This window comes from Flavobacterium sp. KKT103 (genome assembly GCF_055640565.1).
The window spans coordinates 3,401,494-3,416,057 of record NZ_CM145766.1; the positions used below are offsets into that span (position 1 = coordinate 3,401,494).

Below are 14,564 nucleotides of genomic sequence, written 5' to 3' on the forward strand. Positions count from 1 at the left end.
TATGCGCTACAATCTTTTATTTTTTTTCAAAAAATAAAAGGATTTTCGCTGCTATCCCTCACGCAACCCACTACTCCTACCCAAAAATAAAAAAGACAGAAAAAACCTAGTGATAATCGAAAATCATTGAAAAAGAGGTGTATATTTGGGGTTATTACCGATTTAGCTAATATTTAAAAAAAGAGGATAAGATGGAATTATTCAAAGCAGAAGAAAGAACAATAAGAGATATATTATCTAAAAAAGAAATAAAATTCAAGATCCCGCGAAATCAAAGAGATTACGTTTGGGAAGAAAAACAATGGAAGGAATTAGCCAATGATATAGTTGATTGTATTGAATTTAATCAATCTGAAAATCAATATAAAAATACTGAATATTTTTTAGGTAGTTGTGTCTTGGAGAAGCATAAAAAAGATATTGAATACATTGTTGACGGTCAGCAAAGATTGACAACAATAACGATAATACTTTCAGTATTGTATGATTTGTTTGAAGAGCTTGATCAAAATAAATTATTCGAAGGCATTTATTCCTATTTATATAAAAAGAATGATGATGGAGATCAATATTTTTCAATTGAGAATGAGAATTTAGATCCTTATTATTCTGAAGTTATTTTATTTAAATCAGAAACAAGAGATTTTATATTACCTCAAAATGAGCAACAAAAAAGAGTTGAAAAATCATTTATATTTTTTAAAGACTTCTTAAGAAGGAAAATAAAGATTTGTATCACAAAAGAAGAAAAAATAGAATACTTAATTGCCTTTAGGAATCAATTATTAAATTTAAAAGTCATAGAAATTTCAGTGAGTAATGAAATAGATGGTTATACTGTTTTTGAAATTCTCAATGCAAAAGGTAAACAATTACAATTAGGCGATAGGATGAAGAATTTAATTTTAAAAAGAATTCCAAAAACTTTTCCTACAGATCAAGCAAAAGCAAAATGGGAAAAAATTAGAAAAAACATTGAAGATGTATCTAAAAGTGAAAACAGCTTTACTGATTTTTTAAATCACTATTGGATTTCAACATATGAAAAGTTAAAAGATGAAGATGAAATTTATTACTATTTTAAAACACAAATAAATAAAGACATCGTAGTGGATTTTTTAAATGATCTTGAAAAAAATTCAGAATATTATAAAGAAATAACATTATCAAATTCAAATAAAATAACAAACGAAACTGAATTTACACTAAACAGTTTTAAAATATTTAGAAACAGACAAGTAAGACCAATTTTGCTGTCATTATATCATAATAGAAATTGCGGAAAAATTACAGATGCTCAACTATTAAAATACACGAGGAGATTAGAAAACTTTCATTTTATATTCTCAGCAATTACATCAACTCCTGCAAATAGAATTGAGAAAACTTACAATACATATCCTTCAATTATCAAACATAAATTTTCAAAAGAAGTTTTAGAAACATTTTTTAAAGAACTTGAAAGTAAAAAACCGACTTTTGATATTTTTGAAAGAAATTTTATAATAAAAGGGTATTCACATAAGAATAATGATCTAAAAAGCAATCGAAGTATTGTCAATTATATTTTACAAAGAATCGAATATGAAAAGCAAAACAATAAAGAATTATTAATTAACGAGTTAAGTATAGAACACATTGCCAATGATAATGGAACTGAACAAAATGCACAAATAGGTAACCTTCTTCCTTTATCTAAATCAATAAATGAAAATTGTGGAGATGACACTTTTGAAAACAAAATAATTAAGTACCAAAAATCAAACTTCAAGACTGTACAAGATTTTTTACTTCATAACTCTCAAAAACAAGAATGGATAGATTTTGATATTAATAACAGATCTAAAAGAATTGCAAAATTAGCTTATGATAAAGTTTGGAATTAAAAAAACATCCGCTAACGACCGTTTGTAAACGGTTGGGAATTTAGTATAATCAAAGCTTTTTTACTACACTCACACTAACCTGAAAATACGCGGCTTCGAAAGTCCCCAACCTCGGCAGGCGTCAAGATATTGGGCAACATATTAAACCAAAATGGAATGAAAAAAGTATCAATATTAATTTTTTTTAGTCTAATTTCTTGTAGTACGAATTTTGTCCGAATTGAAAATGGTTTTACTAAAATTAACGATGAATATCTAGATAGAAATAAACTAATCGAACAGATAAAACCAAATAAAGATTATATCTATTGGGATTATGCTACATTCAGACCCGATTTATATAAAAATAAAAAAGAGGTGATTAGAAAATATGGTGATACATTAATTAGAAATAGTTATACTTTTTATCCTCCTCAATCAGGTTTCTTTAATGAATGTTTACCAGGGACTTGTTTTTCATATGTTACATATATTGAAAACGATGATGTTCATTACGTCACAGATGAAACAGAAATGAAAAAATTCATTGGCAAAATTGATAATCTTGCAGAAGCAATTCTAATTTTAGAAATGTATGATTTGTGGTTTGACCATAAGGAAAAAAAAGCGGGTTCATTTAAAAAGACAGCTAAGGGATATGAATTATATATGATGAAAGCTAAAGGTTGCCCCGTAACAAAGGAATCTATAAAAGTCGAAATAGACTCAATTGGAAACTTTAAATTGAAGAATAATGGCGTTTATTACAAATCTAACAATTGTGATATGTCATAAATATGATTGCCCAACAGCCATTTTGAGCTAGATGGAATGTAGTGGAATTAACGTTTCGCATCAAGTTTACGTTAAGCCGAAAATTGAGCGGTTACGAAATTCCAGCCATCTCGTAGTGGTGAACCGTTAGTGGTTTTTTTTGATAATCCCAGTGAATTCAGCACTTTTAAAGAAATAACGACAATTGAAAAATGGAAAAATCTATATTCGAAAAGCATCCATCGAAACTGCTTAATGAACTTTATTCAAAAAGAAATTATCAAGGAGCAAATCCTTTAGATGCACAAATTTTATTTGTAGGACGAGATCCCAATTGGGCAATTGACGTTGAAACTAAAGAAATGTTTAATTACGTTTCTGAATATTTATCTGACGGAATAACTTTTTGGGAAACTTACAATATTCATCACCCATTTTTATTGCCGAATTATAAAGGAGATGGAAAACGTTATCATAAAATTTTCTCGAAACTAAACGTAGAAAGTAATTTGGCAAGCAAAATTTCATTTGTTGAACTTATTGGATTTCCGACAACTGGAATGGCAAAGTCGAACAACAAAATCTTTTTAGAATATTTAATTTCCGCAGAAAATGGAAAGCACTTAATCGAATTGGACAAATTTTTAAGTAACTCTGAAAAAACAATATTTGTAGCTTGGGGTTTACTTGAAGATTTTAAATTTTTAAATATAAAAACTGGATTATTCAGAAAATTAGCAGGAATAGACAAAAGCAAAATGAATATAAACGAGTTAAATCAACACGAAAACATTTATATTCATCGACATTTTTCTGATGCGATTAGTAATGCAACACTTGAAAAAATGAAAACAGAAATAAAGCGGAACATAAGATAAAACAACCGCTGACAGCGGTTTCAAGAGATTGCCAAATATGTGGTAATATCGCGTTTTTCTTTGATAAGTACTTTTATCAACAGCAAAAATAATTGATGGCGATCTAACAGGCTACCACAACTAAACTCCTGCAATCGATTATAAATCTAGTTATTAAAAGCTACCATCTACTTTAAAAGTTTTAAATTGGTAGTTCTATTTTTTAATGCTACCAAGCTTTGCAAGCTTATTTTTTAAGTAGAGATAGTTGCATTCAAGCAAAACAATTCTAAAAAACTTATAATTAAGGGTAGAGAAGCTAAAATCAACTGTACTAATTACTATAAAACAAACGCGATGACAGCTAAATTTCCGACGCTTAAGACAGAAAGACTTTTACTTCGACAATTTGTTGCCAGCGATATTGAAAATGTATTCAAAGGACTTTCTCACCCTGACATTATCCAGTATTACGGTGTAAGTTATCAAACAATAGAAGCAACCAAAGAGCAGATGGATTTTTTTGCGGACCTAGAAAAAGAAGAAACCGGAATTTGGTGGGCAATTTGTTCCTTAGACAATCAAATATTTTATGGCGCAGGTGGTTTAAACAATTTAAATAAAGAACATAAAAAAGCAGAAATTGGTTTTTGGCTACTACCTGATTTTTGGGGACAAGGAATAATGAACGAAGCCATGCCGCTCCTATGCGATTATGGATTTGACAAACTGGGTTTACATCGAATTGAAGGTATCGTAGAAACCAAAAACACAAATTGTAAAAAAGCAATGGCTAAACTAAACTTTAACCTTGAAGGCACAATGAGAGAATGTGAAATCAAAAACGGAAAATTTATCAGTTTAGACATTTATGCAAAACTGAAGAATAGTGACAGCACAATAAATTAACTGAAACTAGATTTACATGTTACCTTAGTCGATAAATAGTGTGAATTCTGTGAGTTGTAGCCAACCGACAGTAAAAAGCAGCTCAGTAGTACTACATTTGCTCTAATTTTCATAATTTAGAACCCACACTTGATCCATTTTTAAATTCAAATCCATGGAAGAAAGACCAAAATTGACCATAAAACGAACTCCAGTCGACCAAGCCGTTGAAATTGGTAGTTTGTTTTTGATTTTCGCCATTTGGATTTTCGTGTATAGCCACTATGACAACTTACCCAAAACCATTCCCACACATTTTAATGGAGCTGGAGTTGCTGACGGTTTTGGGGATAAGTGGATGATTTTCACTCTTCCGTGCATTGCAACAGTTCTTTATATTGCATTAACAATACTAAATAGATTTCCTCATCTATTTAATTACTCGACCGTACTAACCGCCGAAAATGCACTGGATCAATATACGAATGCAACACGTTTAATGCGCTATTTAAAACTAATCGTTATTATTATTTTTGGCCTGATTGCTTTTCAAACAATTAGAAACGCTAACGGTCAAACCGAAGGATTAGGAGTCTGGTTTCTGCCACTGACAATGGGTTTGATTTTTATTCCTATCCTGTATTTTGGAGCCAAATCATTGAAGTCAAAATAATAACAAAAGCAAAACGCAATATAATTTAACTTAATTCCGCGAGGTACAATTACTATGAAGTATTTAAATAAATTAGTATCCGTTAAAACAGAAAAAAGAACCTTCTTTCAAATAATTTTTTGGTGGGAAATCAGACGAATTTTATACAATATCATTGTTCTCATTGGCGGTATATTAAGTATAATTATTATGACAAAGGCAGCTTCGGGTCGAGTTCAATTAGTAGCAGGCGAAGATTTGTACGAACCAATAATGATTCCGATTTTTGCCATTTTATGTAACATAGGCTATACTTTGGGTTGGATTACAGAACTATTTGTAAAACGTACTGTTACCTACGGACCAAAAATGTTTAAAATTGGACTTTACTTTACTTTGTTCTGGGTTTTTCTACCTGCAGCAATTTGGGTACTAACTGCATTAAAGGATGGCATAAAAAATATATTTTAGCAATCCTCCTACTTGTGCCCGCAAGAATGACACTGTTTTTAAATTCCTTCTCCTCTATCGATTCCAATTACCAATTACGAGATTTAATCACTAAAATAAATCCTTAAATGTCTTCTTTTTACAACCTTCAAAAGGATAAAACTTTGTAACTTTGAATCTTCAAAACTTGAACTTCAAACAATAATGGCATTTACAAAAACTACCGAGCAACCGTCTAAATATGAGCATCTTGAAAAAATGTCCGTACAGGAATTGCTTTCTAATATCAATCAAGAAGATAAGACTGTACCGCTTGCCGTAGAAAAAGCATTACCTCAAATTGAAGTTTTAGTAGCACAAGTGGTTACAAAAATGAAAGAAGGCGGACGCTTGTTTTATATTGGTGCAGGAACATCAGGCCGTTTGGGTGTTGTTGATGCTTCTGAATGTCCTCCTACTTTTGGAGTGCCATTTGATTTAGTAAACGGTATTATTGCTGGTGGAGACACTGCAATTCGTAGAGCGGTTGAAAATGCCGAGGACAATGCCACACAAGCTTGGTTAGACCTACAAGAATACAACATAAATACAAACGATGTCGTTATAGGAATTGCTGCATCAGGAACGACGCCTTATGTAATTGGTGGGTTACAAGCATGTAACGACAATACTATCATTACCGGTAGCATTTCTTGTAACGCTGCTAGTCCGCTGTCGCAAACGGCACAATTTCCCGTTGATGTGGTGGTAGGACCTGAATTTGTAACTGGAAGCTCTCGAATGAAAGCAGGAACAGCACAAAAACTGGTGTTAAATATGATTTCGACCGCTACTATGATTCAGCTTGGGAAAGTAAAAGGCAATAAAATGGTCGATATGCAATTGAGCAACAGCAAACTAGTCGATCGTGGCATAAAAATGATCATGGGTGAGATTCCCGTGAATTACGACCAAGCTGCTGACTTACTCGCAACGCACGGCAGTGTGCGCAAAGCAGTCGATTTTTACCAACAACAATAAACCACTTATCTAAATTTATAAAAAATGAAATCAAAATTAACCACCTTGTTCTTTCTATTCCTTTGCTCATTTGCTTTTAGTCAGCAACTAACTTATAAAAAAGGACGCGTTTTCAATGACAACAATGTTAAACTAACCAATTCTCAAGTTAAGGAGTTACTTAGCGATAAACCAGAACTATTAGCGAGTTACAGTGCAGGTCAAACAAAGGCATCTGTAGGAGGTTTTCTATTAGGTTTTGGAACTGGTTTTGTTTTAGTTGACTTAGCTACTGGATTATCGCAAGATAAAGTATACCCATCTGCTTTGACTTTTATTGGTTTAGCATCAGCGGCTATCTCGATTCCAGTAATAATAGGCCATTCTAAAAAAATAAACAAAGCCATTGATGGATATAACGAAGCGATCTCACCCAATAAAGTAGGTTTCCACATAGAGAAAATCAATATTCTTTCCAACAAAAATGGGATAGGGATGCAACTATCATTTTAATTATGGGAACAAATAAACAATTACTATCGAAAGGTATTCAAAATTTAGCAGGCGCTTTGCCCCTACTATTTATTGGTCCGTCGTTGATTTATAATGCTTTTATGAATCAACAAAATGTGTGGCATTACCTTATTTTAGGAATTGGAATTGTTGCCTGTATAGCCGCCATGTACTTCATGTACAAAGGATTAAAAATAATTATGAAAAGTTTATTTAACGACTGATGGACGAACTGATTCATATTCAAAAAACATTTGAAAAAGTTGCTTTTATTGACAAAAAAGTCAGTAATCGGGAGTTTGAAGACTGTGTTTTTAAAAACTGCGATTTCTCGAATAGCAATTTCTCCACTAATAGTTTTATGGATTGTGAGTTCATCGACTGTAATCTCTCCATGACCCGTTTAGAAAATACGAGTTTAAAAACCGTTCATTTTTCGAATTGCAAGTTGTTAGGCATTGAGTTTTCTAGCTGTGCTGATTTTATGTTTGGGGTAAGTTTTAACGATTGCATCTTAGATTATTCTTCTTTTGCCAATAAAAAAATGCCTAAAACAACTTTTACCTCTTGTTCGCTAAAAGAAGTAAGTTTTATAGGTACCAATTTATCTAATTCCTCGTTTGAAAATTGCAATTTAGAAAACGCCATTTTTAACGATACGCAACTGAAAGAAGTCAATTTCTTGACGGCTTACAATTACAAAATTGATCCCGAATTTAACCCGATGCGCAAGGCAAAATTCTCAACAGAAGGAATTCCAGGATTGCTGGACAAATATGATATAAAAATTCAATAGCCATTAAAAACCGATTGTAAACTAGCCCTGATAGTAGTGAAAATCCTTTTTATCCTGATTTTTTTCAGGATAAAAAGATTGAAACGAATAGCAGGATTAAGCTCCAAAAACAAAATGAAAAAACTGATTGTACTGCCGCTTATTTTACTTGTAGCTTCCTGCTATACCAAGGAACACAATTGTAAAGACTTTAAAACGGGAAAATTTAAATTTGAATATGAGGTCGATGGTGTGAAAAAAACCACACTTTTTGAGCGCAATGATAGCATTGAAATTGAGACATTTGAAGGAAAAATTGACACCGCTTCGATACGATGGATTAGCGATTGTGAATATGTTTTAAAGAAGCTTCACCCAAAAAATAAGGCCGAGGAGCAATCGATTGGAATGAAAATACTTAGCACTTCAGGTGATACTTACACTTTTGAGTTTGGAATGATTGGATCCGACCAGAAACAAAGAGGAACCGTAACAAAAATAGATAACTAACTAAATTAGTCGCGACTAAAAAAAACTGAATATGGAAGTATTTTTAAATATTGATGCTTGGATTGCACTGTTAACATTGACTTTTCTTGAAATTGTTTTAGGAATTGATAACATTATATTTATTTCTATCGCAACGGGAAAATTGCCTGTAGAAAGCCGCAAAAAAGCGACTAAAATAGGTATGTTTTTAGCCATGTTTATGCGAATCGCATTGTTGCTAGGGATTTCGTACTTGATTGCCATGAAAGAGCCTTGGTTTTCAATAAATTTTAGTTGGTTAAGTGCACAAGTTACCGGACAGAGTATTATTTTATTGTTAGGTGGCTTGTTTTTGATTTACAAAAGCACCAATGAAATAAGAGAGAAAGTAGATGAAAAAGGACATGAAGAGAAAGAACTAGGAAAAGCAGCAACTAAGTCATTTGGGAGCGTCATTTTTCAAATTATTCTTATTGACTTGGTATTTTCATTTGATAGTATTTTGACTGCAGTAGGAATGACAAATGGCGTTCCTGGCGCTTTATACATCATGATTACAGCTGTAGTAATTTCTGTTTTAATCATGATGCAATTTGCAGTTCCTGTGGGTAAATTTGTAAATACACATCCGTCAATTCAAATTTTAGGACTATCGTTTTTGATTTTGATTGGCTTTATGCTAATCACCGAGAGTGCACATTTAGCTGATGCATTAGTATTTGGTAGTCATGTAACGCCGGTGCCTAAAGGGTATTTGTATTTTGCCATATCCTTCTCACTATTGGTCGAGGTTTTGAATATGAAAGCTAATAAAAAGAAGAACTAAAGACAAAAAAAGCTCCTTGAGGGAGCTTTTTTTATTTTAAAACAATACGACTTGGCCATCTTCATCCAGTTGTATATCAGTATCATCTCCGTCAGGATTGCTGTTCTTTTCAGGAACAACCTCAACAGGGACTTCGTAAGGCAAAGGATCAAGCATATTTACTTGTTTGATCTTATCAGTAGTTAACTGGTTTCCTAGGGCTTTAAATCCTTTCACAGCAATAAAATCAGCAACATCAATGGTAATACTATCCTTTTGTACGCCTTTGATTTTTGGAAATATAATTTCGGCTACAGGTCGGTAATCAGTTGAAACGATTTCTAATTGTGAATTAGGGTGTTCCGTAATAAAAGATTCCTCTTTATTTTCTGTTTCCACTAAAAAGCGCTTTAAATAATAGCGTTCTTTTTCGCCATCGTAATAAATGGCCGAAATAGGTTTTTTAGGAACCCATTTCTCTAAAACTACCATATCAGACTCGAAATGCGTTGATAATTCGGGTATAACTACTTTCAATTTTCCGGATTGCTGGACAATTAAAATTTTATCACTTGGTCTAAACTCACCCAGTAATTCTCCTCTTCCGTCAACATTTAAGCGTTGCACGGTTTCGTCATACCATACTTTTCTTGGAAGTAAGGTCGAAATACCTTTCTCTTTAATTTCGATTTTCTTGATTGGATATTTAGAGGCTACATTCCCTTTAGAAGCGCGTCCTTTTATGGCCAATTTAGCAAAATCGATGTCGAATTTCAATTTCTTAATACTTCCTACTTGGCGCAATAAAACAGTAATTACCTCTGCTTCTCCGTTAGGATTGCAAGTGAAATACAGTATTTGCGATCCCTTAGTTCCGTTCGTTAAATCATAGGGTTTGTCGCGCGTCACTCCTGAAACATTGAATCGTTTAATATAAGACGGCCCTGATTTTCCATCGCGGTAGATCATATTGTAAATCGTTCGCTTGTCGCTTTTATCAAAAATGGCAATATGAATGATGTCTTTTCCAACAAAGGTTTTGGCATCCACTTTTGTCACCATCATACTACCATCACGCAGAAAAACAATGACATCATCAATATCCGAACAATCGGTAACGTACTCGTCTTTTTTCAAACTAGTACCTACAAATCCTTCTTCTCTATTGACATATAATTTGGTGTTACGCAACACCACTTTAGTAGCTTCGATGTCATCAAAGACACGAAGTTCGGTTTTTCGCTCGCGTCCTTTTCCGTATTTCTCTTTTAATTTTGCAAAATAAGCAATAGCAAAATCTGTCAAGTTTGCTAAATTATGCTCGACTTCGCGCATTTCCTCCTCTAATTTCGCAATCAAGTCATCGGCTTTATCCGAGTCAAAACGAGTAATACGAATCATCGGGATTTGCGTTAATCGTTGCAAATCCTCATCTGTTATAGCACGTACAAATGATTTCGAGAAAGGCTCAAAACGATCGTACATGTATTTGTACAAGGCTTCTCTATCCGAATACAATTTGAAATCAATATACATTTCTTCACGAATGAATATTTTTTCGAGCGTAGAAAAATGCCATTTATTTTTTAACTCTTCTAACTGAATTTCGAGCTCTTGACGCAATAAATCTTGTGTTCTAGCTGTGGAAATTTTCAACATTTGAGAAACACCTATAAATAACGGTTTATTGTCTTCAATAACACAGCCCAAAGGCGCAATAGAGGTTTCGCAAGCTGTAAAAGCATACAAAGCATCGATTGTTTTATCCGGTGAAATTCCAGGATACATATGAATCAAAATCTCTACATTGGCAGCCGTGTTGTCCTCGATTTTTTTGACTTTGATCTTCCCTTTTTCATTGGCTTTCAAAATACTATCAATTAAGGTAGTCGTATTGGTTGAAAACGGAATTTGAGTAATCACCAGCGTATTTTTATCTAATTGGGCAATCTTTGCACGTACACGCACGCGACCACCACGCAAGCCATCATTGTAATTGGATACATCAGCAATTCCCTCAGTTAAGAAATCGGGATATAAAGTAAACGGTTTTCCTTTTAGTATTTTAATCGAAGCATCAATTAACTCATTAAAGTTATGAGGCAAAACTTTAGTCGAAAGTCCTACTGCAATTCCTTCTGCTCCTTGTGCAAGTAATAGCGGGAATTTTACAGGCAAATTATTGGGTTCGGCACGACGACCATCATAGGAAACACCCCAATCGGTAATTTTTGGAGAATACAATACTTCTAATCCAAATTTAGATAAACGAGCCTCAATATACCTTGATGCCGCTGCGCTATCTCCAGTTAAAATATTTCCCCAGTTTCCTTGGCAGTCAATCAACAAATCTTTTTGACCAATTTGCACCATAGCATCACCAATACTAGCATCTCCGTGAGGGTGATACTGCATGGTGTGCCCAACGACGTTGGCTACTTTATTGTAACGACCATCATCTAGTTCTTTAAGAGAATGCATGATACGACGTTGCACCGGTTTAAACCCATCCTCAATCGCAGGAACAGCGCGTTCCAAAATAACGTAGGAGGCGTAATCCAAAAACCAATCTTTGTACATTCCTGTGACTTTGGTAATGGTATCTGCTTCATCATTAGTATTGTCATAAAAGTGACCACCTTCAAAATTCTTGGCGTCTACTTTTATAATTTCCTCCTCTTGACCTTCGGGTGTAGCTTGTTGTTCAGCGCTATTTTCGTCGTCTGAGTTAGGAATGTTATCGTCTTCTTCTTCGTCTTTCATTTATCTGAATTTATTTCAGTTTTTTCTTTTATAAAAAACCTGACCTACTCTTTGTATATGCTCTTTTAAACTCTCTGATTGCAAATTATTATAAACAGAGATATCAAATTTATAAGGAATATAACTATCATCTAAATCGTGCCATAATTTGCTAACATCCGCTTTTTCAGGTTCGCCCAAAATGGTAATATCAATATCTGAACCTTCTCTATAATTTCCTTTGGCACGTGACCCATAAACAATTACCTCATCAATCGACAAGCAATTCTCAATGATTTCTATAATTTCTTTATAGCTTTGGGGATACAATCCGAACATTACAAAAGAGTTTTCATTTTATTCTCAAAATCTGTAAAAACAGCTATATAATCATTTAATATAACTTCTAGGATTTTTAAAATTTCATTTTCGTCATAGATATGTGAAGTCAAGTTTCGACTTTTAATCATATCTAACCAAATTGCACCATCAGAAATAATCCCCACATTAAAAGCTTCTTTTACAGCGTTCTTACTACCAAACAAATCCGTTTTTCCTTGCTCCTCCAGAAAATCTTTCATCACCTTCCAGGACAATTCTTGTGAAACCTCAAAAGCCTGAATAACGCCCTGTAATTCCAATTCAGAGAAAGCTCTTTCCTTTTGAATCACCTTAGCATTTTTTAATTGTCTAAAGGCATTTCTGAAATGTTCAAATCTTTGTTTCCAACGAATATCTTGATTTTCCATGTTACAAACTAACTACGATTTCAAATATTTAATAACAAAATAAGCAACCGTAAAACCTCCAACAAAGGCAGCAATCACATATATTATTTGTTTTTTACTTAGCATGCTATTTTATTTTTATTTTATTCTTTCTCAGCTACATCCAACTCGACTTTCAAGTTTCTGATGATAAATTCTTGGCGGTCTGGTGTATTTTTCCCCATGTAAAACTCCAATAATTTCTCAATAGAAGTAGCTTTATCTAACATTACAGGTTCCAACCGAATGTCTTCGCCAATAAAAAACTGAAACTCATCTGGCGAAATTTCTCCTAATCCCTTAAATCGGGTAATCTCGGGCTTTGGTTTTAGCTTTTCAATTGCATTTCGTTTTTCTTCGTCAGAATAGCAGTAAATGGTCTCTTTTTTATTTCGAACGCGAAACAATGGTGTTTGTAAAATGTACAAATGTCCATCCTTTATCAATTCAGGAAAAAATTGCAAAAAGAACGTTATCAATAATAATCGAATGTGCATCCCGTCGACATCGGCATCGGTTGCGATTACGATGTTGTTGTACCGCAAGTTCTCCATGTCGTCTTCGATATCTAAAGCCGCTTGCAACAAGTTGAATTCTTCGTTTTCGTACACAATTTTCTTTGTCATTCCGTAAGAATTCAAAGGCTTACCACGCAAACTAAAAACCGCTTGTGTATTCACATCACGCGATTTAGTAATCGAGCCCGAAGCCGAATCTCCCTCGGTAATAAACAAAGTGCTTTCTAAATATCTTGGATTTTTGATATCACCCAAATGCACACGACAATCTCTTAATTTCTTATTGTGTAAGCTCGACTTTTTAGCTCGGTCTTTCGCTAATTTTCGAATACCTGAAAGCTCCTTACGTTCGCGCTCCGCTTGCAGAATTTTACGCAATAGCAAATCAGCCGTTTCAGGATTTTTATGCAGATAGTTGTCTAATTTTGTTTTCACAAAATCATTCACAAACGTACGTACTGAGGGCATTCCTGGCTCTGAACCCATATCAGTAGAACCTAATTTGGTTTTCGTCTGTGACTCAAAAACAGGTTCCATCACCTTGATACTAACAGCACTTACAATCGATTTACGAATATCCGAAGGCTCAAAGTTTTTATTGTAAAATTCCCGAATCGTTTTTACAACTGCTTCTCTAAATGCTACTAAATGCGTACCACCTTGAGTCGTATTTTGACCATTTACGAAGGAATGGTATTCTTCGCTATATTGCGACTTACTATGTGTCATGGCTATTTCAATATCATCCCCTTTTAAATGAATGATAGGATACACCATGTCCTCGATTGCAATATTTTCATCTAATAAATCTTTCAATCCATTTTCTGAAAAATATTTCTCACCGTTGTATATAATTGTTAATCCCGTATTTAGATAACAATAGTTTTTAAGCATTTTGATTACATACTCATTTCTGAACTTGTAATTTTTAAAGATGGCTTCATCAGGAGTAAAAGTGACCTTAGTTCCTTTACGCTTGGTTGTATCAATAATATCCTCTTCGAGTACTAGATTTCCTGCTGAGAACTCTGCCGCTTTTTGCTTGTCTTCACGAACCGACTCTACTCTAAAATAGTTAGACAAGGCATTCACCGCCTTAGTACCAACACCATTTAAACCTACTGATTTCTTGAAGGCTAAGGAATCGTATTTACCTCCTGTGTTCATTTTAGAAACCACATCGACCACCTTTCCTAATGGTATACCACGACCGTAATCGCGTACGGCAACGGTTTTGTCTTTTATGGAAACTTCGATCGTTTTACCTGCACCCATGACAAACTCATCGATACAGTTATCGAGCACCTCTTTAAGTAAAATATAAATACCATCATCAGGAGAAGAACCATCACCTAGTTTCCCGATATACATACCAGGGCGCATGCGAATATGCTCTTTCCAGTCGAGTGACCGAATATTATCTTCGGTATATTGATTTTGATCTGACATTTGATTTTTGTGGATTTCGTG

16 protein-coding genes are annotated in these 14,564 nt (G+C 33.7%); 12 read left to right on the forward strand and 4 right to left on the reverse strand.

Going from position 1 to position 14,564, the window contains the following annotated elements; genetic code table 11:
• The first annotated feature begins 191 nt into the window (after positions 1 to 191).
• The 12 genes from ACZ2G0_RS14565 (at position 192) to ACZ2G0_RS14620 (ending at position 9,088) form a co-directional block, all read left to right on the forward strand.
• Positions 192 to 1,886, forward strand: a complete 1,695-nt coding sequence (locus ACZ2G0_RS14565; protein WP_470308241.1) for a DUF262 domain-containing protein — start codon at positions 192 to 194, stop codon at positions 1,884 to 1,886.
• A 156-nt stretch (positions 1,887 to 2,042) separates the two neighbouring features.
• Positions 2,043 to 2,660, forward strand: a complete 618-nt coding sequence (locus ACZ2G0_RS14570) for a hypothetical protein (RefSeq protein WP_470308242.1) — start codon at positions 2,043 to 2,045, stop codon at positions 2,658 to 2,660.
• A 191-nt stretch (positions 2,661 to 2,851) separates the two neighbouring features.
• Complete coding sequence (locus ACZ2G0_RS14575; RefSeq protein WP_470308243.1) at positions 2,852 to 3,517, forward strand: hypothetical protein; 666 nt, start codon at positions 2,852 to 2,854, stop codon at positions 3,515 to 3,517.
• Positions 3,518 to 3,853: 336 nt separating this feature from the next.
• A complete protein-coding gene (locus ACZ2G0_RS14580) occupies positions 3,854 to 4,405 on the forward strand; it encodes a GNAT family N-acetyltransferase (RefSeq protein WP_470308244.1) in 552 nt (183 codons plus the stop codon).
• A gap of 154 nt (positions 4,406 to 4,559) precedes the next feature.
• Complete coding sequence (locus ACZ2G0_RS14585) at positions 4,560 to 5,057, forward strand: DUF1648 domain-containing protein (protein WP_470308245.1); 498 nt, start codon at positions 4,560 to 4,562, stop codon at positions 5,055 to 5,057.
• 54 nt (positions 5,058 to 5,111) lie between these two features.
• Complete coding sequence (locus ACZ2G0_RS14590) at positions 5,112 to 5,507, forward strand: hypothetical protein (RefSeq protein ID WP_470308246.1); 396 nt, start codon at positions 5,112 to 5,114, stop codon at positions 5,505 to 5,507.
• 183 nt (positions 5,508 to 5,690) lie between these two features.
• Complete coding sequence (murQ, locus tag ACZ2G0_RS14595; RefSeq protein WP_470308247.1) at positions 5,691 to 6,506, forward strand: N-acetylmuramic acid 6-phosphate etherase; 816 nt, start codon at positions 5,691 to 5,693, stop codon at positions 6,504 to 6,506.
• Positions 6,507 to 6,530: 24 nt separating this feature from the next.
• Positions 6,531 to 6,998, forward strand: coding sequence for a hypothetical protein (locus ACZ2G0_RS14600; RefSeq protein WP_300285820.1), 468 nt, complete (start codon positions 6,531 to 6,533; stop codon positions 6,996 to 6,998).
• Positions 6,999 to 7,000: 2 nt separating this feature from the next.
• Positions 7,001 to 7,222, forward strand: a complete 222-nt coding sequence (locus ACZ2G0_RS14605) for a DUF6095 family protein (RefSeq protein ID WP_470308248.1) — start codon at positions 7,001 to 7,003, stop codon at positions 7,220 to 7,222.
• Positions 7,222 to 7,794: a pentapeptide repeat-containing protein gene (locus tag ACZ2G0_RS14610; protein ID WP_470308249.1), complete on the forward strand. Its 573-nt coding sequence runs from the start codon at positions 7,222 to 7,224 to the stop codon at positions 7,792 to 7,794. Before ACZ2G0_RS14605 ends, ACZ2G0_RS14610 begins: the two co-directional genes overlap by 1 nt.
• A gap of 114 nt (positions 7,795 to 7,908) precedes the next feature.
• Positions 7,909 to 8,283 (forward strand): DNA topoisomerase IV, encoded by a 375-nt coding sequence (locus ACZ2G0_RS14615; RefSeq protein WP_470308250.1) that lies wholly within the window; start codon positions 7,909 to 7,911, stop codon positions 8,281 to 8,283.
• A gap of 31 nt (positions 8,284 to 8,314) precedes the next feature.
• Positions 8,315 to 9,088: a TerC family protein gene (locus ACZ2G0_RS14620; RefSeq protein WP_470308251.1), complete on the forward strand. Its 774-nt coding sequence runs from the start codon at positions 8,315 to 8,317 to the stop codon at positions 9,086 to 9,088.
• 36 nt (positions 9,089 to 9,124) lie between these two features.
• Here ACZ2G0_RS14620 and ACZ2G0_RS14625 read toward each other — a convergent pair whose 3' ends face one another.
• From ACZ2G0_RS14625 to ACZ2G0_RS14640, 4 genes are all read right to left on the reverse strand, one after another.
• Positions 9,125 to 11,830, reverse strand: coding sequence for a DNA gyrase/topoisomerase IV subunit A (locus ACZ2G0_RS14625; RefSeq protein WP_470308252.1), 2,706 nt, complete (start codon positions 11,828 to 11,830; stop codon positions 9,125 to 9,127).
• Positions 11,831 to 11,845: 15 nt separating this feature from the next.
• Positions 11,846 to 12,148, reverse strand: coding sequence for a nucleotidyltransferase family protein (locus ACZ2G0_RS14630; RefSeq protein WP_470308253.1), 303 nt, complete (start codon positions 12,146 to 12,148; stop codon positions 11,846 to 11,848).
• Positions 12,148 to 12,558, reverse strand: a complete 411-nt coding sequence (locus ACZ2G0_RS14635) for a nucleotidyltransferase substrate binding protein (protein WP_300283627.1) — start codon at positions 12,556 to 12,558, stop codon at positions 12,148 to 12,150. Before ACZ2G0_RS14635 ends, ACZ2G0_RS14630 begins: the two co-directional genes overlap by 1 nt.
• A gap of 122 nt (positions 12,559 to 12,680) precedes the next feature.
• Positions 12,681 to 14,543 carry a DNA topoisomerase IV subunit B gene (locus ACZ2G0_RS14640; RefSeq protein WP_470308254.1) on the reverse strand — a complete coding sequence of 621 codons (1,863 nt, stop codon included), beginning with the start codon at positions 14,541 to 14,543 and terminating at the stop codon, positions 12,681 to 12,683.
• Between the last annotated feature and the right edge of the window lie 21 nt (positions 14,544 to 14,564).

Bases quoted from the DNA above. Each gene is read 5' to 3' on its own strand.
- ACZ2G0_RS14565 (WP_470308241.1), top strand. From the start codon at position 192: ATGGAATTATTCAAAGCAGAAGAAAGAACAATAAGAGATATATTATCT.
- ACZ2G0_RS14570 (WP_470308242.1), top strand. From the start codon at position 2,043: ATGAAAAAAGTATCAATATTAATTTTTTTTAGTCTAATTTCTTGTAGT.
- ACZ2G0_RS14575 (WP_470308243.1), top strand. From the start codon at position 2,852: ATGGAAAAATCTATATTCGAAAAGCATCCATCGAAACTGCTTAATGAA.
- ACZ2G0_RS14580 (WP_470308244.1), top strand. From the start codon at position 3,854: ATGACAGCTAAATTTCCGACGCTTAAGACAGAAAGACTTTTACTTCGA.
- ACZ2G0_RS14585 (WP_470308245.1), top strand. From the start codon at position 4,560: ATGGAAGAAAGACCAAAATTGACCATAAAACGAACTCCAGTCGACCAA.
- ACZ2G0_RS14590 (WP_470308246.1), top strand. From the start codon at position 5,112: ATGAAGTATTTAAATAAATTAGTATCCGTTAAAACAGAAAAAAGAACC.
- murQ (WP_470308247.1), top strand. From the start codon at position 5,691: ATGGCATTTACAAAAACTACCGAGCAACCGTCTAAATATGAGCATCTT.
- ACZ2G0_RS14600 (WP_300285820.1), top strand. From the start codon at position 6,531: ATGAAATCAAAATTAACCACCTTGTTCTTTCTATTCCTTTGCTCATTT.
- ACZ2G0_RS14605 (WP_470308248.1), top strand. From the start codon at position 7,001: ATGGGAACAAATAAACAATTACTATCGAAAGGTATTCAAAATTTAGCA.
- ACZ2G0_RS14610 (WP_470308249.1), top strand. From the start codon at position 7,222: ATGGACGAACTGATTCATATTCAAAAAACATTTGAAAAAGTTGCTTTT.
- ACZ2G0_RS14615 (WP_470308250.1), top strand. From the start codon at position 7,909: ATGAAAAAACTGATTGTACTGCCGCTTATTTTACTTGTAGCTTCCTGC.
- ACZ2G0_RS14620 (WP_470308251.1), top strand. From the start codon at position 8,315: ATGGAAGTATTTTTAAATATTGATGCTTGGATTGCACTGTTAACATTG.
- ACZ2G0_RS14625 (WP_470308252.1), bottom strand. From the start codon at position 11,830: ATGAAAGACGAAGAAGAAGACGATAACATTCCTAACTCAGACGACGAA.
- ACZ2G0_RS14630 (WP_470308253.1), bottom strand. From the start codon at position 12,148: ATGTTCGGATTGTATCCCCAAAGCTATAAAGAAATTATAGAAATCATT.
- ACZ2G0_RS14635 (WP_300283627.1), bottom strand. From the start codon at position 12,558: ATGGAAAATCAAGATATTCGTTGGAAACAAAGATTTGAACATTTCAGA.
- ACZ2G0_RS14640 (WP_470308254.1), bottom strand. From the start codon at position 14,543: ATGTCAGATCAAAATCAATATACCGAAGATAATATTCGGTCACTCGAC.